Source organism: Pseudomonas chlororaphis subsp. aurantiaca, assembly GCF_013466605.1.
Lineage (GTDB): Bacteria > Pseudomonadota > Gammaproteobacteria > Pseudomonadales > Pseudomonadaceae > Aquipseudomonas > Aquipseudomonas chlororaphis_I.
Genome location: NZ_CP059162.1, coordinates 3,377,698 through 3,396,079, shown reverse-complemented (window position 1 = coordinate 3,396,079; position 18,382 = coordinate 3,377,698). Strand labels below are relative to the sequence as shown.

12 protein-coding genes are annotated in these 18,382 nt (G+C 55.8%); 3 read left to right on the top strand and 9 right to left on the bottom strand.

From position 1 onward, the window contains the following. Positions 1–44: 44 nt before the first annotated feature. The gene (locus H0I86_RS15550) at positions 45–6,023 is read right to left on the bottom strand and encodes a TcdA/TcdB pore-forming domain-containing protein (protein WP_180925717.1); all 5,979 of its coding nucleotides are present in this window, start codon (positions 6,021–6,023) and stop codon (positions 45–47) included. 307 nt (positions 6,024–6,330) lie between these two features. Further along, on the bottom strand, positions 6,331–6,453 hold the full coding sequence (locus H0I86_RS32170) for a hypothetical protein (protein ID WP_258019445.1): 123 nt from the start codon (positions 6,451–6,453) through the stop codon (positions 6,331–6,333). A gap of 85 nt (positions 6,454–6,538) precedes the next feature. On the opposite strand from H0I86_RS32170, the gene H0I86_RS15545 reads away from it, so the two are divergent. Continuing rightward, positions 6,539–7,447, top strand: coding sequence for an AraC family transcriptional regulator (locus H0I86_RS15545; protein ID WP_219637322.1), 909 nt, complete (start codon positions 6,539–6,541; stop codon positions 7,445–7,447). A gap of 147 nt (positions 7,448–7,594) precedes the next feature. On the opposite strand, the gene H0I86_RS15540 is transcribed toward H0I86_RS15545, so the two are convergent. Next, complete coding sequence (locus H0I86_RS15540) at positions 7,595–8,386, bottom strand: AraC family transcriptional regulator (protein ID WP_180925716.1); 792 nt, start codon at positions 8,384–8,386, stop codon at positions 7,595–7,597. A 101-nt stretch (positions 8,387–8,487) separates the two neighbouring features. Between H0I86_RS15540 and H0I86_RS15535 the strand changes: the two genes are divergently transcribed. Then, positions 8,488–9,627, top strand: a complete 1,140-nt coding sequence (locus H0I86_RS15535) for a multidrug effflux MFS transporter (protein WP_180925715.1) — start codon at positions 8,488–8,490, stop codon at positions 9,625–9,627. A 228-nt stretch (positions 9,628–9,855) separates the two neighbouring features. Here the strand turns inward: H0I86_RS15535 and H0I86_RS15530 are convergent, their stop codons facing one another. Further along, the gene (locus tag H0I86_RS15530) at positions 9,856–10,770 is read right to left on the bottom strand and encodes a DMT family transporter (protein WP_219637321.1); all 915 of its coding nucleotides are present in this window, start codon (positions 10,768–10,770) and stop codon (positions 9,856–9,858) included. 98 nt (positions 10,771–10,868) lie between these two features. Between H0I86_RS15530 and H0I86_RS15525 the strand changes: the two genes are divergently transcribed. Further along, positions 10,869–11,531, top strand: a complete 663-nt coding sequence (locus tag H0I86_RS15525; protein WP_180925714.1) for a helix-turn-helix transcriptional regulator — start codon at positions 10,869–10,871, stop codon at positions 11,529–11,531. A 139-nt stretch (positions 11,532–11,670) separates the two neighbouring features. Here the strand turns inward: H0I86_RS15525 and H0I86_RS15520 are convergent, their stop codons facing one another. The 5 genes from H0I86_RS15520 to H0I86_RS15500 all read right to left on the bottom strand — a co-directional run bounded on the left by H0I86_RS15520 (position 11,671) and on the right by H0I86_RS15500 (position 18,306). Further along, positions 11,671–12,432: a GNAT family N-acetyltransferase gene (locus tag H0I86_RS15520; RefSeq protein ID WP_180925713.1), complete on the bottom strand. Its 762-nt coding sequence runs from the start codon at positions 12,430–12,432 to the stop codon at positions 11,671–11,673. 276 nt (positions 12,433–12,708) lie between these two features. After that, positions 12,709–13,859 (bottom strand): IS3 family transposase gene (locus H0I86_RS15515; RefSeq protein WP_180925712.1). Its coding sequence is split into 2 segments (ribosomal slippage): positions 12,709–13,625 and positions 13,625–13,859, totalling 1,152 coding nucleotides; the frame shifts between segments, so codons are not numbered across the junction. Positions 13,860–14,199: 340 nt separating this feature from the next. Continuing rightward, on the bottom strand, positions 14,200–15,540 hold the full coding sequence (locus tag H0I86_RS15510; protein WP_180925711.1) for an MFS transporter: 1,341 nt from the start codon (positions 15,538–15,540) through the stop codon (positions 14,200–14,202). Between the two features lie 43 nt (positions 15,541–15,583). Next, on the bottom strand, positions 15,584–17,125 hold the full coding sequence (locus tag H0I86_RS15505; protein WP_180925710.1) for a class I adenylate-forming enzyme family protein: 1,542 nt from the start codon (positions 17,123–17,125) through the stop codon (positions 15,584–15,586). A 2-nt stretch (positions 17,126–17,127) separates the two neighbouring features. Next, positions 17,128–18,306 (bottom strand): acetyl-CoA acetyltransferase, encoded by a 1,179-nt coding sequence (locus H0I86_RS15500; protein WP_180925709.1) that lies wholly within the window; start codon positions 18,304–18,306, stop codon positions 17,128–17,130. Positions 18,307–18,382: the final 76 nt, after the last annotated feature.

Genomic DNA, 18,382 nt, shown 5'->3' with positions numbered 1-18,382 from the left:
CCGCCCGAAAGAGATCGACAGATCTAATGAACTAGAGACTTGGCTTAGACCCGGCGTAGCATCGGATGCACGGAGGGCAAGGCCTGCACCACGACGTTGGCCGGTGTCGTCCATGGCGTGGCCGAGGTACTGCCCGCCACACCCGGCTGCACGAAGGTGCTCATGGCCTGCGCCAGCAGCTCCTGGCGAATCGGTCCAGGCCTGGTGGGTAGCATCGGTATGGTATCCGGCTGTTGGGCCAGCAGGGTCCTTTTCCCGGACGCCACGTCATAGCTGGCGTACCCATTGTCATCGTGCAGCAGGATCGTCTGGTCGTGCTCGTAGCGTTGGAGCAACCCAGGCAAAGCGTTGGCGTCGCTCTGATGGGCCGCCAACCACTTCGGCCCCACTTCCAACACCTGCGGTTTGTCGCCTTGCACCCGGAACGTGAGCTCGTCGTCAGTGATGACCAGGTAGCTATTCACCCCCTCTATCTTGGGTAATTTTCCAATGTCCTCTTCACGCAGCCCATCCAAACCAACGACATCCCCATAACGGACGGCATGCTTTACCGAGTTGATATCTCCCGCCGTAAACAGATTGTTAGTCGTAGCCGTAGGATAGAAAACAATAAGTGTTCCAGTAGTGGTATTGAAACCCACGTACTCACCTGGTTCCTTCTCAGAGCCGCCAGACTGGAACGTTCCGCTTTGCGGGCGGTAAAAATAAGTGAAACCAGTTTTGAAGGAGACTGGCACGACCTCTCCACACTCAAAGCGCTTTGTCAGCGGCTCTAGTATTTTCGCATTATTCGGGTCCTCGCTATTGGTTAGCCCATGTGCAGCCAACCATTTCGGCCCAACCTTCAGCAAACGAGCCTGACCAGGGTGGTCCAGGTCCATCCCCAGTTGCAGCCCTTCGTCGGTCTCCACCACGATTGTGTTGCCCGCGATACCCGCCGAGCTCAGCTTGCCCAGGGAAGTGAACATCCGCTCCGCCGCCGCGGGTGCTGCTTGGTAGAGTGCGTCCGAGTTTGCAAGCGTGCCGGCAGGAAAGTCATGTACAGGTTCTGCGCTGGCGGCAAACAGCTGACCGGTTTTTGCGTCGAACAACCAGTTGACCCCAGCAGCGTAACCCAGATAGGTGGCCGCGCCCTGTGGGCCCTTATTCACGATGATGGCTTGTTGTTCGGCGTCATACCAAGCCATCGCGCCTTGATCGGCATTCCCGGAGAGAGGAATCAGGATTGAGCTGACCTTATTGTTTTTGGCAAGCTGCGCCAAGTCATAAGCCAGGCTCGTCTGGTGTCCCAAGATCCAGTCGTTGCTGACACCGAGGAGGGGGGATTTCTGCAGATTGTCGTCGAATTGCCAGATTTCGCCAGCATTTGGGCTATGAGGTGGCCATTGGGCCGTGACGGTACGCGAGCTGGGCGAGTAATTGCCGGTCAGCAGTGTCTCACCACTTTGCCATTGCACAGTAAAAGGCTTGCCACCGTTCGCCTCAGCGGTTTGTGCCAACGCTGCAGCCAGGTTAGCCTGATGCTGCTTGACCCAATCGTTGCTCACACCGATGAAAGCGCCTGAGAGCAAATCCACGCTATCCCGGCTATATTGCTTGATCTCACCCGACTTACCAACGAGATACCAGTCTTTACCATCGAAGTTACCAGACACGACGTCGCCGGATTTGAGCGGCATGCCGCTTACCTGGAAGCTCGTGCTGCCAACGTCGCGTGCATGGAAGATCAGCATACTCGGGTCATTTTTCACCCAGCCAACAAAACCTGCGAAATAGTTTGCGGTGTAGCCAACTAAGTGTAAAGAATTCGACGCCGATAGCGTCCATGCGATCCCGGCCTTGTCAATACCAGACAAGGTCTTGGTTGTATCATCGTAGAGGCCGTCGAGAGTATTCGAAGTCGGCAGCCATTGGTATTTTGGAGTAACACAAGGCATGTGGCGCACAAAGAATTTATGCATGTCATGATCTTGTGCATATTTCAACATACTGCTGAACATGTTCTCGGCGGTGCCGCCATTATTCTTGAACCATGTCGTATCAAAGCCCGGTAGTTCAAGCTCATGGGTGCTGTTGTTATAACCGAAGATCACCCCGTCTGGTTTGGTGGCTGTGAATATTTTCGTCTTCGTATCATAGTGGCCGTTTAGCGGCCCATCACCAGCAGACATGCCCGGCATACCGATCACGTCGAACCCGCTGCGTGAATGCGCCAGTTGTTCCATTTGATTGAGCAGGTTTTGGAACGATTGGCCTAAATGTGCTTTGAACCACTCCTCGGTGAAACCGATGATGGCCACGGCAGGGGTCACCCCTGTCATCAAATCCCAGATCTGACCTTGCTTGTCAACGCTAACCAGTGACTTGGATTGGGCGCTGTATCGACCGGACATTAGCTGACCCTGGACGGGCATACCGACCACATCAAAGTCTTTGACCCCCCGACGATTTGCCTCGCTCACCAAGTCGCCCAGAGAGGTATTGGGATGTTGTTTGAAATAGTCGGCATGGAAGCCTGCGAACGCATCGTCAGACAGGGCGGTAGAATGTTCAGGATCCCAAAACCCTCCCCCAAGCCCTTCCCCCTCCATGCGTTTAGCCGCAATGCGATTAGGCCGATAGTGCCAGATCGTTCCCGCCGATGCGGTTCCATCATCGGGCCAAAAGACTGTGACGTACTTGGTTCCGCGGACAAAGTGTCCCGTCATTGCCTTCCCGTCAAGTTGCCAATTGACCGTCGCTGACCCCAGGTTCAGACTTCTGACTTTTTCGTCCAGATCCTCGATCAGCGATGAGTATCTGTTTCGGTATATGTGCGCCTGGACATACTTATTGTCGGCGATGAAGTCGACGACTTCCGTTTTCGGTTTGTTCACATCGCTCATGTCGATGTGAATCACCTCACCGTTTTGACGATAAACATAGAGCTTGGTGGCAGCCGGCTTCTCCAGCCATACGGTTGCGGTGCCGATATGGACATACCCTCCATCAAAGCGGATATCGCCGTTCTTTTGATCGTACAACACCCAGGTCGAGGGAGCGTTCGCATCCTGTTCATACAGCCAGGCCTGGCCATAATTGCTGACATTCAACGTATATTGGCCGCCGTCGCCGTGGATGCTGTAATTCATGGCGTAGGGCGGTTTATAGGCGATGCCGCCCGGGTCCAAATGCTTCATAGCCGGCATCACTAGGCTCACACTATCCTTGCCCAGCTGCACGTCGACGCGGGTGTTGAAGAACTCCCGACGCCATTCGCTGTAACTCATCACTTTGCCTTGGCGGGGCGAGAAAACGATAGTGCCCATCGTGCCATCGTCTTTCATTACCTCTTTACCGTTCATGTTAAAGAGAGCGGTGCCCGTGGTTCCGCCCACCATCGGGTCATAGTTAAGCGAGCTGGTCTGGTTCGGCGCGAAGGGCAGCACCACCACCTTGCGGCCCTTATACTTGTCCTCCAACTGCACGGTGTCCCAGGCATGACGGTTCTGCTTACCGCCGTTGACGCCGAACCCTTCATGCAGGTCCCACTGGAGTTTGTCGTAGTCTGACTTAAAGGTGTTTTTGCCGAAGGTCACGGTATTGTGGACCAGATCCAACTCGCTGATCGTCACGCCGTCCAGCGGTATCATATTGCCCTGGTCATCGAGCTTATAGCCTTTCGCCTGGTAGTTCGCGCTAAGCTGGTCGAATGCACCGCTGATCTTGTAATGTTCTGCATAGAGTGCCACTAGATCTTCCACCAGCGCACCGATACCAATGCCGAGGCCAGCGAGCGGCACCGCCAGCGCGCCCAGAAACGCCCCCGCGGTCGCAGCACCGACCTCCGCCGCAATCATGCCGGCGGCGCCCACCCCCAGATTGAGCGAATCCAGGCCCAGCTGGACGCCGGAACTGACCTTCTGTTCATAAGTCTCGGCCTGGGCCAACTCGGCGATATCGAAGCCGACATTCACTACGTCGACTGTGGTCCCCAAGGCCTCCGTCACCTTACCCACGGCCTCGCCAACCTTGGCGAGCCCTTCACCCAGCTTGGTCCACTCGCCCCCCTCCTTGAGCAGATCCCCCACCAACCCGCCTAATTTGCTGAAGTCCTTCACCGTGGCGATCGCCGAGCCGGTGACATTAACCCACACATGGGCCTCAAGGGTTTTCGCCAGCGACTCGGAGAACCCTTCGGCCTTTTTGCCCTCCTCAGTCTCTTCGTTACGATGCTGCGCATGCATCAGCTCGATAATGGTCTGCATGGCCATGCCGGCGTTCAGCGCCTCCATGCCGTCCAGGTGGCTCACCCCTTCGATCGGTTTGAAATGGCCGTGCTCGATGGTCAAGCCCTTCTTGATCTTGGCTGGCAGATCCCGCACGTAGTGCAACGCTTCGCGCAGGCGCGAGTCTTCCACCTTGACCGTCTTGACTTCATGCGCAGCCGACTGGGTGTCGGTAAAGGTGAGTTCATGGGTGGTATCGTCATAGCTTTGGAGCAGAGGCGCCCAGGTATGCTCGTCGAGGTTCGATTGATGCATCACCTCGCCCAGGCCTTTCACCAGCTCTTCGCCTTGGCGCTGGGCGTCGAGGGTTTGCCGGACTGTGGCTTCGGGGTCGTTTCCCGGCATCGCTCCCGCATAAGGCGGGGGCATACGCCCAATACCGTCAATATCCCCCAACTTTCCGGTGCTGGCTCCCGTCATATTGAGCGCGGACAGCTTTTCAACTCTGTCTTTACTCAATTTCGTCACATCCAACCGCACCTCGCCATTAACCATTTTTACATTATAGGTATCTTTCTTACTCGCCAAATATTGAGTCACCTTGCTGAGAGCAACATCCAGGTTTGTGAAAGGAATTGAACCGTAGTTTGGATCGAAAAACATGTACTTCCGAGTTCCATTCGCGTCGACCAGGGTCGCCAGAACCATTGCATGACTGCCTGTCCCAATCATATAAGACGCATGGCTACCTTCCTTTGCAAGATCGTTAAAAATATTCTTTAGGCTGTATTCTCCATCTACTCCCTTTCCTGCATGGCCCTTTCCAAGGACATTGGAGACCTCGGGAGAATAGTAGATGAAATCCAGCCTATTCCGGAAGTCACTCATCTTGTTATCCCGGACAGTAACCCCCATATACCGATCAGCGTTTTCTTCCAGTTCACTGAACAGCGCTTCGACACCTTTTCCGCCATTTTCCACCATGGCCATAGCATACAGAACGGAAAATGCGTAGCACTTTCCACTGTACAGACCGAGGCGATTTTCGTAATACATCTGCGACATTTTAATCTCGCCCCGGCCTGTTTTTTGGCCCCCTCCTGTTCCTAACTTCTCGCGAAAGTCTTTGTAGTCAACATCCATCCACTTTTTTGCTTTTTCAATTCTCTCTTCCAAAATCTCTGTCATAAGACCGAAACTTCCAGCATCTCCCATGCTGACAGCCAATCGCTGCAAATCAGAAATAGAATGATTCTCTATCCAGCTTTTGTCTTTGCCCAAAATGCTAGCGATACGCGACACAGGTTCGTCCTTACCTAAAATTGATTTCCAATAGTCAAGAATTTCATCAGAGGATGCAGGAGCGCTCGTGCCATTTGCCTTATTGTCGCGATAATATTGCTGAGCCCCGGAATAAACCTCAGCTCTGGCATAATCCAAAACATTTAATCCTGCAAAACGATCAATCTGATATGCCATTGCAGCAGTATCCTTGAACCTTGGATCTCCCGGCGGGACTTTAAAGGCCTCTTTGTTAAAATAACTGATAAGACTATCCAATGATTGCTCATACTTCTTCAGTCCGTCTGCGACATTAGTCCTTGACGATATCTCTCTTCTCGCAGCGTCTATTTCCTGGAATCGGTCGCGTGTAAAATCAGCCCACGCGTTCCCCTTCATGCCCAGCCAGTTATTAGCGTCACTCGCCCCCATTGGTGGGAAGTATTGTCTATTGGCCTTAATGAATGCCTGGTAGTCATCACGTGTCTTCAAAGACTGCAGTGCCTGTTGCAAAGTTTCCCAAGACTGACGCATTTACAATATTCCTTCACATTAATAAATATAAAGATATCGTCCAAATGAACACATCGACGCGCTCAGTATTCACGACGAAAAATCATACTTGCCGAATTGATCACCAAAGCAGAAAGTCAACAAAAGATAAATATAATATTAGATATTCAATACCCCACCTCACCGATACTCGCAAAACAATCGACAAATGACTTCACGGCTATAGCTGCTTCATGGACCGTTGAACGGATGGCATTTCGACTTCTTTTTGCTGAAACAGTGCGTGAGTAGCGGCCGCAGTATTTCCATAATATCCCTGCATCCGCCCTCACCAATCTTGAAGAGACATTGATAAAGGAAAGGCCTTACTCACATTGACGGAGGCCTGATATTTATCACGCACTTCCAAGGCCTGAATGGCTTGTTGCCTATCTTCCCAGGACTGATGCATTCGTACTGTTCCTACTTACTAAGGGAGAGAAAACATAGACCGCTTGCTCGCGTAAAACTTATTGCGCTCGCCTCAAGCGGCCTTTGTGGATGTGCTATTTACAACTAAAAAACATGCTAACAACCTGCAAAACTGTTTGTCTTTCGATAGAATGACTTTCGGCATCGAAAACAAGACAATCTTTGGAAGCATCTATATGAATCTGAACAACGACTGGACCGTTAGGGACGTGCGGGAAATCGGCCCCCTGCCGCGGCCGGTTTTCCTTTGGTCCGAGTCTCTGTCGGCGCGGCGGGCATGCACAACTCATCAGCACCGCTGGAACCAGTTCGTCTATGCTATGGCCGGCACACTGCTGGTCACGGTGGAAGACGCCCAGTACCTGATCACACCTCAGCAAGCTATCTGGGTACCCACCGGCGTGCCGCATCGCATGGGGACCCCCCATGGCGCACAATTTCGCAATCTTTATATAGCCGATGTACCCGATCTCGCCATGCCGACGACGTGTACCGTGCTTTCGGTATCCCCGCTTCTGCGTGCACTGATAGTCGAGTTGGAGGAGATCGACGGGCAGCTTGAGGACGCGAACTACCGCAGCCAGGTAGACAGCCTGATCCTCGCACAATTACACCGCCTGAAAGTCCAGACCTCCCATCTTCCTTGGCCCCGAAGCCCGATGCTGCGCAAGATTGCTGAAATGCTCTATGCCCACCCAACAGATAGCCGTAGCGTGGACGCATGGGGTGCCGAGCTGGGCGCCTCTGGCCGTACGCTGACCCGACACTTCGAGAAAGAGGTCGGTGTCAGCCTGCGAGCGTGGCGTCATCGCATGCGCTTGTTCAGAGCGCTGGAATGGCTGGGCGCCGGGCGCAACGTGACTGACATCGCACTAAGTTTGGGTTACAGGTCCGGCTCGGCATTCACCTACATGTTTCGCCAGGAGATGGGGTGCAGTCCGATGCAGTGGTGTAAAGGCTACACGACCACTTAATCGGGGAGCCCCCGGTGCCAGAATAGTTGTTGCTTCTTCGGTTTTTCCTGAAAAAGCATATTGGAGGCTGGAAAGAGGCTGGTTGTGCCGAACCATTCACCCGAGCGCAAAGCTGCATTGCTGAAGATGCTGCTTCCCCCGCCGAACCTATAGACCCTGGTCAAAACCCACACTCTTCTTGAGATAGTTCCGCGGCGTGGTTCCAGTCAAGCTTTTGAAGAAAGCGATCAACACGCTGTCGTTGCTAAAGCCCAGTTCAAACGCACAGTCATCAAGGCTGTGTCCGGTAGCTAGCAACTCAACGCAACGCAGCAGTCGCCACTGTTGCCGCCATTGCTGATAACCCATCCCTGTCTCGCGCAAGAAGATACGGCCGATGGTCTTTCCACTTGCGCCTACGCGAGTCACCAGGGTCTGCAAATTCGGTGGCAACAAATCAAGGTGTGCCAGCAACGGCGCAAGGCGTTTGTCCTGAGGCAATGGCAGGATAATTGGCTGCCTCGGCGCCTCGGCTATTTCAATTAAAAACAGCGCCAGCAAATGGGCGTATTTCCCCAAGCTCCAGTCAGTGTCATACGGAGCCTGAGTCATGCTTTCCAGAACGGCGCGTAACAGCGAACTGACCTCGATGACTCGCACTTCATTACCTAATGGTAGAGATAGCGATCGGTCCAAATACACTGAGCGATATTCTGCTGCTTGCTGTATCACGGCGCGGTGCTTGACCCCCGCCGGTATCCACGCAGCACGCATTGGCGGCAGCAGGCACAGTTGATTGTCCAGAGTGATTCGGGCACTGCCTTGCTGGGTGAACAACAATTGTCCCCGGTTATGTTGATGCACGCCGGAGTCATGATCGCGATGCAAGGCACGTATACCAGCTACGGGTACATCGAAGCTGTCGGGATCAAAGGGACTATCAGCTTCGAGGTAGGCCATGGCTTCTTGTCCGATTTTGATGATTAATTGTCGAACCTCAGATAATACGCCGAAAATTACGGCTTTAAACTGCGTTACTTTCCTACCACGAGTACGTGTTGATGAATTCCCGTAGCTTTCTTGTGCTAACGATAACCTTGCTGATGTTCCCCCAAGTTGCCCAGACTCTCTATAGCCCGGCACTGACGGATATCGGACAGACATTTAATGTGGGGTCGCAGGCAGCATCCCAAATACTCTCAGTGTTTTTTATTGGCTTTGCGCTTGGTGTAGTGGTGTGGGGCCGGATCAGTGACCGGCTGGGGCGACGCGCTGCCATGCTCGCAGGCTTGGTGGTTTATGCACTCGGCTCCACACTTGCATTGCTTGCCAAAAGCTTTGAGGGACTCATCGTTGCTCAGACAGTGGCGGCGTTTGGCGCAGCGGTTGGCTCGGTGGTTACTCAAACACTACTGCGCGACCGCTACCGTGGCACCGAACTAGCACATGTTTATTCCATTGCAGGAATCGCCTTGGCTGCAAGCCCGGCAATTGGTCTGTTTACGGGTGCGAGTCTGGTTGAGTTTTACGGTTATCGAGGAATGCTGACCTGCCTGTTGTTATTGTCCCTGGTGCTATGGGCTTGGTGTCTGCTGCGTTTGCCGGAAACTCGTCCGGAAGCAACATCCTCGGCGCCACTATTAGGCACCTTGGGTCGCATGCTCAAGGACGGCGCGATATGGCGATCTGCCATATTGGTAGCTGTGTTCAACGTTGCACTGCTCAGCTATTACAGTCTGGGGCCTTTCCTGTTTGACGCCTTGGAAATGACGGCCCACTCCTTTGGCTACAGCGGAGTATTGCTGGCTCTGGGCTCGGCGTCGGGGGCGTGGTTGAACAGGCTTTTGCTAAAGCGTGGCGTAGACAGTTCGAGCCTGGTGAAAATAGCCAGTGGGCTGATGTTCTTGGGCGCTTTGCTTGTATTGTTATTACAGGGCAGTTGGCTGTTTGTATGGCCGATGCTACTGGTGGTATTGGCGTTCGGTATGGCAATTCCTAATGTATTGGGTGGAGCGCTGGCGGCATATCACGACCGCCTCGGTACAGCGGGCGCGTTGTTTGGTTTGCTGTACTACTTGTTGATTGGTGCAGCGATGATTCTAGTGGCATGGGCACAGACACTGGGCTGGACCATCTTAATCTGCAGCGTAGTGGCACTTCTATCGACTGACAGAAGAAGGAAAAGCACGCGCTCTGTGTGACAGCGTCATTAAACTAGACACCCTCTGAGTTGGCCGGCCTCCTCCACGCGTCAATACCAACCAACTCTTGCATCCATGCAGCGTCTTGAACCATCGCTCACCAAGGGGGCTGCCGATTGGCAGCCCCATCAATTTAACGGAGGGTTGGTATCTGGTTCTATAGAGCCAGGCACAAATAATACAAGGTTGCTTTTTTACCAAAGGGGTAGCGCGCAATATCAATAGAGCTTAGACAGCCTCAACATTCTTTCTAAATAATAATTTAGCTTCGTTGACGGCCAACGCGGCAATGATCAACACCAGCGCCAATCCTTCTTTGGAGCCAAACTCCTCGCCACGAATAGCCACGCCCAGGATGACACCGACCAAGGGAACGATGAAATTGGACAGCGAGGTAAATACAGACCCACAGCGCTGAGTCAACGAGGCATACATCAGATACGCAAGCCCAGAACCAATCATGCCCAATACCAGCACTGAAAGTGCCCCTTCAAGATTCCAGGCCAATAACCACGGCTTGTCCAGTACCAGTGCTGCAATGACTAATGGAACCGAAGAAATCCACAAGATGTTTCTCACTGAGCGAATCGGACTGCTGTGCGGGATTCTTTCCAATAGATTGAGGCTGAACGCGAAGCTCACTGCGCCGAGAAAAATGGCCATTTCATAGATGAACTTTCCGCCTATGCCGCCTGCACTAGGGTTGACCAGCACCACAATACCGATAAAGCCAAGGATGACACTAAGCCCGGAATAAACGGTAAAACCTTTACGCTTGCTCATAAAAACCGACAAGATCAAGGTAATGATAGGAACACTGCCGATGATGACCGCAGTCACGCTGCTGTCCACGTGCTGTTGCCCCCAGACGATCAGAAACAGCGGCAGCACGGCCTCAAACAAGGCGATGCATAAAAACAATATACCGACGGACAATGAGCGTTTAGCGTGGGGAGTCGATGGCTCCGAGATGAACCCCGTCACGATGCTCAGTGTAATCGCGCCGATCAATACCCGGGCAGCGGCGACTGTAATCGGTGGAAACGCCTGAACAGCTTGTGCGTTGAATAAAAACTGCCCTCCCCACACAACGCCGATGGCAAGCAGCATCAGGTAATCCCGCAGTGTCTTCTGAGTTTCCATGCATCATTCCTTCTATTTTTCGGGTCAATAGGCTTGACCATGCCAGGTGAAATGCCTTAATAAACAAAGCTAATACTTTCAATATTGCCGAGAAGCTGATGAGTTACGCAAGAGAAAACTTTGAAAATTTAACGCAGCGCTCATCCGAACAGCTAATGAGACACCTTAAAACCCACGGCGCATGCAGCACGGCAAGCTTGTCAAAGGTGCTGAACGTGACGTCCGAGGCGGTACGGCAACAGATGGCGAAATTGGTTGAACAAGGCCTGGTCGATAGCGTGATCTCACGTTCCGGTGTCGGTCGACCCAAGCAGTTATGGCAATTGACTACGGCAGGTCATGCCCGATTTCCGGATACGCACGCCCAGCTCACCGTGCAAATTATCCACTCTGTGGCGCACCTGTTTGGTCAGACGGGCATAAACCAGATCATCGAACACCGTGGCATGCAGCAGCTGGCCGAGTATCAAGCGCAATTGGCATCGGCAAGCTCCTTGGCCGAGCGCGTTATGCGACTGGCAGATGCGCGTGACGCGGAAGGGTACATGGCACGGGTTGAGAGTGATGGTGATGATTTTTTATTGATCGAGGACCATTGTCCGATTTGCGCTGCGGCAACAAAGTGCCAAGGATTCTGCGCGTCGGAATTATCGCAGTTTCAAATGCTGATGCAGGGATGGGGGGAGGTTACGCGCGAGGAGCATTTGCTGCAGGGCGCTCGTCGCTGCGTATACCGTATCCGCAAAGTAACTCCGAAATGAACAATGCGGGCCCGGGGTCGCAGGGGCATCGTGCGCGACGAACTCTAATTTGTTCTCCGCTATTTAAGGATGGTCTGACCTGCCCAGCGATTTTGATGTCCTCTTTGTCAGCGCACTTTGTGGTTTCGAGCCCATTGAGCTATTTGTGATTCGCGGCGCGGTTGTAAAAATTATAATGAAGTTTGCCGTCCATCCCTTGCTTTTCAGCGACACCCCACGAAGCAGTATTGCTCTCATCGCAAGACCAGATCGGTCTGAGTCCAAGCTCAAATACATGACGGATGAGATGATTGCAAAGCATAGTCGACAAGCCTTTACCCCGATAAGCGGGATGAGTCACGGTACCAATCTCTACATACTGCTTAGAAGGGATACCATAAGCCTCACTCGCGATGACCCCTGAGTCAGCGTCCCAGAAAACGCAACCAAAACCTCGTTGAAGGAAGTTTTCAGCCCCCCCGAAAATAGTATCCATGAGGTCGAACCAAATACACTCTTTAAAAAAAGACTCACTCGCGATAGATCGAATTTCGTAACCTGAAGTATTTTTCAGATCAATGGGGCGAACATTAGAATAGCTATATTGGCGACGCGCCGTCGGCACCAAGCCAAGCGTCTTAGCCTCATGGGGACCTAACTCTGGCAAAACGAGTTTCATTTCTGCCTTATCCCTCAATAAATCAACGCAGGACCGCATTGCTTTCGAGGTGGATATCCCAGAGGTGAACACATAGGAGGCAGCGCTAACCAGAATGCAGCTAGCAGGATTGGAGGTGTTATCAACGAAAATTTCGCCCGGTAGCACGCCTTCGATAAGCCCATGAACAAACGGCAAGTTAGGGTAGTCTTCAGTAAACAATTGTCGCACGACTTCATAATTCGAAGATGAAATTTTTTTCATCAAGCACTCCATGTATGCATTTAATATCATTGCCATTTTGCGAAAGCATATTGTTATAGCAATGTAGTGTAATTTCTGTCTAGCGCCCTGAACGATTGGCTTTGCCTTATGTATCAAGTTACTGATGGCCTCAACCGTTTTGTTCCGCACGAACGGCTTGCTGGATGCTCAGCTTGAGGGGTTCGATAAATTGGCGAAGCGAGCCTGACTTGTCCGCGCGCAGGAGGCACTCAATGGCAACATGGTCGATATAACCTATGAATCGCCCCGGATTCTCTAGACACCTTGCAAGCTCATTGCGTAACGCTTTTCAAACTCTGCCGGTGACAGCTGATTGTTGAAACCATGACGGCGTTTTGCGTTGTAGAACATCTCGATGTAATCGAACACATCACTACGAGCATCTTGCCGCGAGGTGTAGATTTTTCGCTTGATCCGTTCCCGTTTCAGAAGCTGGAAAAAGCTCTCGGCCACAGCGTTGTCATGACAGTTGCCTCGGCGACTCATGCTGGCAACCAAATTGTTTGCCTTCAAAAAGCTGCGCCAATCGGAGCTGCTGTACTGGCTGCCTTGGTCGGAATGAACCATCACTTCTTGCTTCGGTTTACGCCTCCAAACCGCCATCAACAACGCGTCAATAGCCAAATCACTGGTCATCTGCGACTTCATTGACCAGCCAACGACCTGGCGAGAAAACAGATCCAACACCACAGCCAAATACAGCCAGCCTTCATAAGTGCGAATGTAGGTGATGTCGGTGACCCAAACTTTGTTGGGTTCTACGACATCAAACTGGCGCTTCAGCAAATTGGGTGAGGCGACCGCTGGCTTACCGCCGTACTTTCCAGGGCGGCGTCGATACCCTGTCTGAGAGCGCAGACCTTCAAGACGCATCAGCCTCGCTACACGATGGCGACCACAATCTTCACCGACCTCGCGCAGATCGTCATGGACTTTGCGATAGCCATAAACGCCGCCACTCTCCAGCCATGAATGCTTGATCAAACCCAGCAGTCGCTGGTCGTCTTTGGCGCGTACAGATTGCGGCTCGGACAGCCAGGCGTAATAACCGCTGGGATGGACTTTCAGCATCAGGCAAAGCCGCCGAATCGAATAGTCGCCCGCGCGCTGCTTGATAAAGGCGTACTTCAGCCGCACTCCTTGGCAAAGTACGCGGCGGCCTTTTTTAAGATGTCTCGCTCTTCAGTGACGCGCTTGAGTTCTGCTCGCAGACGACGCAGTTCAGCGTGCTGATCATCGTCTTGCTGTCGTTCTTCTTGAGGTTTGCTGTAGCGCTTTATCCAGGCATATAAGCTATGCGTCGACACGCCAAGACGGGCCGCTACATCAGCGACAGGCAGCTTCTTTTCGGTCACTTGATTGACCGCTTGGATTTTGAATTCTTCGGGGTAACGCGGGTTGCTCATGGCACCTCCTGATTGGCCTCAGTTTAAGGCAAAGAGGTGTCTACGAAACCCGGGGCGATTCAAATATTGTTCTAGAGCCTAGTCAAAATGTTTTTCAGAGACCCGGACAGCCTTTGATCCATAAACTGGATCGTCTGCCATAGGCAAAAGGGGCCCGTCCTCACTGGCCGCTCGCGGGACTTTCCTGTTTCCGGGCTGACACCGAGCGTTGCAGCTATGCGCTTGTTCGACCCGCCCGATGCCATTGCCCACCACTGCCCCATACCGACGTCCTGGCCGCCAGGCCGCGACGCGCGGCCGGGTGGCGCCAGTCAGCCGGGGCCGGTACCGACAGGTGGGCTCAAGCTTGCGGATTGACCAGGAGTTGCGCAGCCCCGCGGCCCTGGTGCCGGGCGTCGTGGGTACAGGCGACGAAGTCCTCCTTGCGCAGCACTACCAGGGCCAGCAGCGACGCGACTCCGGTCGCCACGTAGAAGTACCAGGGCGCGGTGATGTCGCCAGTGAGCTTGATCAGCCAGGTGGAAATCAGCGGCGCGCTGCCGCCGAACACCGCCACCGGGATGTTGTAGGCCACGGCGATGCCGGTGGAGCGGATGCGGGTCGGCAGCAGCTCGCTCATCAGCGCGTAGGTCGAGGACGCGTAGAGCCCGAACAGGATCGCCACGGCCATCAGCGGCCAGAACAGGGTGGCCGGAGTGGCGTTGGGCGCTGTCTTGAAGAACCAGTACATGGCCAGGGTCGCCAGGGTACCGATCACCATCAGGAACGGCTTGCGCCCGTAGCGATCGGTGAAGGCGCCACCGAAGGGCATGACCACCGCCGCCGAGAGGCTGGCGACGAAGACATAGAGCAAGGTAGTGCCGCTGTCGAACTTGAGGGTGTTGGACATGTAGGTCGAGGCGAAGGTCAGCACCAGGTAGAAGATCGAGCTGTGCAAGGTAATGATGAAGAACACCAGGGCGATCGAGCGCTTCCACTGCCAGACCTCGCGCAGCGGCGCCTTGGAGGTCTGCCCGGCCTCTACCAGGGCGAGGAACTCCGGGCTGTCTTCCAGCTTCAGGCGGATATACAGCGAGATGAAACCCAGGGGACCGGCGATCAGGAACGGGATCCGCCAGCCCCAATCCTGCATCAGCTCGGCGCCCAGGGCCCAGGTCATGCCATTGGCCACAGCGCCGCCCAGGAGCAGGCCGAGCACCGCGGTGACCATCAGCCAGCAGGTGGCGAAACCTCGGCGCCCGGGGCCAGCGTATTCGGAAATGAAACTGGTGATAGTGCCGATCTCGCCACCGGCGGAGAAACCCTGCACACAGCGAATCAGCACCAGGATCACCGGCGCAGCGATGCCGATGCTGGCGTAGGTCGGCAACAGGCCCAGCAGGCAGGTGGAGCCGGCCATCATCACCAGCACCGTGATCAGGGTCTTGCGTCGGCCGATCTTGTCGGCCAGGGGACCGAAGAACAGGCCGCCCAGGGGCCGGATGAAGAAGCTCAGGGCAAAGGCCGCGAAGCTCGCCAGAAGGCTGCTGGTGGGATCGTCAGAGACGAAGAAGGCTTTGCCTATATACAGGGCCAGGAAACCGTAGACGCCATAGTCGTACCACTCGATCAAGTGGCCGGAAGTGGCGCCGATGAAGGCTCGGCGCCGCTGGCGCTGGAAGTTGGAAGGTGACACATCCATGTCGGGGACTCCTGTCGTCGTGTTATCCATGAAATGCAGCGCCTCAGAGGTTGTTCAAGGGCCCCGTGGGGTCCTGCAACCACTGGCGCAACCGGGTCTTGAGAATCTTGCCATAGCTGTTTTTCGGCAGCTCGGCGCAAAACAGGTACTTCTTCGGCTTCTTGAACGAGGCCATGCGCGCCAGGAACCACTGGTTGAGCGCCTGCGCATCGAGGCTGCCGGGCGTGCGCAGGACCACGAAGGCCACCACCGACTCGCCCCACAGGGCGTCGGCCTCCCCCACCACGCAAACATCGAACACCTCGGGGTGCTGGATCAGTACTTCCTCGACTTCCCGCGGGTAGATGTTGCTACCGCCGGAGATGATCACATCCTTGCTGCGATCGGTCAGGGTCAGGTAACCCCGCTCGTTCAGGAAACCGATGTCGCCGGTGAGCAGCCAGCCGTCCACCAGGGCCTCCTGGGTGGCTTGCGGATTGCCCCAGTACCCCTGCATCACCACTGCCCCGCGCACGGCGATCACCCCAGGTTCGCCGGGGGCCAGGGGTTGGCCGGTAGTATCCACCACCCGCACCTCGACACAGGCGTGGGCGCGCCCTACCGAGGCGGCAATGGCCGGCCAGTCGGCATGCTCGCGGTCGGCAATCGCCTCCCGGGACAGGGCGCTGATGGTCATCGGGCATTCGCCCTGGCCGTAGATCTGCACCAGGCGCGGGCCGAAGGTGTCCAGGGCCTGGGCGAGGTCGGCCAGGTACATCGGCGCCCCGCCACAGACGATGGTCTTGATTCCTTCGCCGCAATAGCCCTGCTGCCGGGCCTGCTCCACCATGCGCTTGACCATGGTCGGCGCGGCAAACAGGCTGACCTGGCTCAGCGCCTGCGCCAGCTCGAACAACTCCGCCGCCTGGAACCCCCGGGATGCCGGCACCACATGCCGGGCGCCACAGCGCACATGGATGAAGTTGTACAGACCGGCGCCGTGAGACATCGGCGCGGCATAGACCACTGCGTCATCGCCGGCCACCGGATCCACGTCCAGCGGATAGCACAAGGACATGGCGATCAGATTGCCATGGGACAGCATCACGCCCTTGGGGCGCCCGGTGGTGCCGGAGGTGTAGAACAGCCAGGCCAGGTCGGTGTCCTCCCGCAGGTGCGGCTCCACCAGCTCATCGCCCGGCGCCCGGCCTTGCACGGCCAGCCCCGGCGCGGCCAGTTCGCGGCAGCCGGCCGGCAGGGTCGCGGCGTCGAAGCTCTGACCCTCATCGGTATAGATCAGTCGGACCCCGGCATTGCCGGCAATCCAGGTGGCCTCCAGGGTGTGCAGTTTGCTGTTGATCGGAACCGCCACCGCCCCGCTCCACCAGATGGCATACAACAGTTCGAGATAACCGCAGCTGTTCTGCATCAGCAGCGCCACCCGGTCGCCAGGCACAATGCCGTGCGCGTGGCGCAGTTGCAGCGCGCGGGCCCGGGCCTGCGCGGCAAACGCCTGGTAGTCGGCGACCTGGCGGCGCCCCTCGAACAGAGCCGGCCGCCGAGGCCAGCGCTCGGCCGCATCGCGCAGCCAATGGGCGATGTTCATCCTCAGACCTTGACCGCTTGCAGGACGCTGGCGTAGTTGGCCACCGCCATGCCGCCCATGTTGAACAGCAAGCCGAACTCGGCACCGGGCACACCCAGGCCGATGGGTTTGCCGATCAGTTGGGCAAAGCCCAGGGCATGCATCGATACCCCGGTGGCCCCCACCGGATGCCCCTTGGCCTTGAGCCCGCCGGACAGGTTCACCGGCAGGCGTCCGCCCTGGCGCACGGTGCCGTCGTCGAGGGCCCGGTGCCCCTCGCCCCTGGGCGCCAGGCCCATGGCTTCGTAGATCAGCAGTTCGGCGATGGTGAAGCAGTCGTGTACCTCGGCGAAACTCAGATCGCCCAGGGTCACGCCAGCCTGGCGCAGGGCCCCGTGGATCGCCCGTTTCGGCCCCTCGAAGGCCAGCACGTCGCGGCGCGACAAGGGCAGGAAGTCGTTCACCTGGGTCATGGCACGGATCGCCACCTGGCGTCGCATCGAACGGGCGCGCTGCGGCGAGGCCAGGATGATCGCCGCCGCACCGTCACTGATCAGCGAGCAGTCGGTCAGGCGCAGTGGCGGTGCGATCAGCGGGTTGCCCTGGGAAACGTTGTTGCAGTGTTCAAAGTCCATCACCCGGTGCATCTGCGCCAGGGGGTTGGCCATGGCATTGGCGTGGTTCTTCACCGCGATCATGGCCATCGAGGCCATTGGGCTGTGGTAGCGGTCGGCGTACTGCTGCGCCACCTGGCCAAACAGCTGGGCGAAGCTCAGGCCGGCCTCCTGGAGAGCGTTCTGGTAGCCGGCGCCGGCCAGGGCGCGGGTGACTTCGACGGTGCTGTTGCCGGTCATTTTCTCCGCGCCGACCACCAGCACCAGCTCGGCGGCGCCGCTGCGGATCGCGTGGATCCCGGCCTGGATCGCCGCCGAACCGGAGGCGCAGGCGTTCTCGCAGCGGGTGGCGGGCTTGAAGCGCAGTTGCGGGTCGGCCTGGAGCATCAACGAGGCTGGGAAACCATCCGCTACCAGGCCGGAGTTGAAGTGCCCGAGAAACAGCGCGTCGATTTGTGCGGCATCGATCTCAGCGTCTGCCAGGGCCTCGCGGGTAACCTGGACGATCAGGTCCTCGAGGTTCAGGCCGTCCAGACGACCAAAAGGACTATGGGCGGCAGCGACGATGGATACGGAATCGTGAGTCATGGTGATTTTCTTCTGTCCTTGAAGCGGGTATTCCATACAATGATTCAGCACCCGAATCACACGCTAGTTGGGGCAA

What these genes read in the sequence shown, in the direction of transcription:
- H0I86_RS15550 (WP_180925717.1), bottom strand. Translation starts at nt 6,023, where the DNA reads ATGCGTCAGTCTTGGGAAACTTTGCAACAGGCACTGCAGTCTTTGAAG.
- H0I86_RS15505 (WP_180925710.1), bottom strand. Translation starts at nt 17,125, where the DNA reads ATGAACATCGCCCATTGGCTGCGCGATGCGGCCGAGCGCTGGCCTCGG.
- H0I86_RS32170 (WP_258019445.1), bottom strand. Translation starts at nt 6,453, where the DNA reads ATGCATCAGTCCTGGGAAGATAGGCAACAAGCCATTCAGGCCTTGGAA.
- H0I86_RS15530 (WP_219637321.1), bottom strand. Translation starts at nt 10,770, where the DNA reads ATGGAAACTCAGAAGACACTGCGGGATTACCTGATGCTGCTTGCCATC.
- H0I86_RS15540 (WP_180925716.1), bottom strand. Translation starts at nt 8,386, where the DNA reads ATGGCCTACCTCGAAGCTGATAGTCCCTTTGATCCCGACAGCTTCGAT.
- H0I86_RS15535 (WP_180925715.1), top strand. Translation starts at nt 8,488, where the DNA reads ATGAATTCCCGTAGCTTTCTTGTGCTAACGATAACCTTGCTGATGTTC.
- H0I86_RS15525 (WP_180925714.1), top strand. Translation starts at nt 10,869, where the DNA reads ATGAGTTACGCAAGAGAAAACTTTGAAAATTTAACGCAGCGCTCATCC.
- H0I86_RS15500 (WP_180925709.1), bottom strand. Translation starts at nt 18,306, where the DNA reads ATGACTCACGATTCCGTATCCATCGTCGCTGCCGCCCATAGTCCTTTT.
- H0I86_RS15520 (WP_180925713.1), bottom strand. Translation starts at nt 12,432, where the DNA reads ATGAAAAAAATTTCATCTTCGAATTATGAAGTCGTGCGACAATTGTTT.
- H0I86_RS15510 (WP_180925711.1), bottom strand. Translation starts at nt 15,540, where the DNA reads ATGGATGTGTCACCTTCCAACTTCCAGCGCCAGCGGCGCCGAGCCTTC.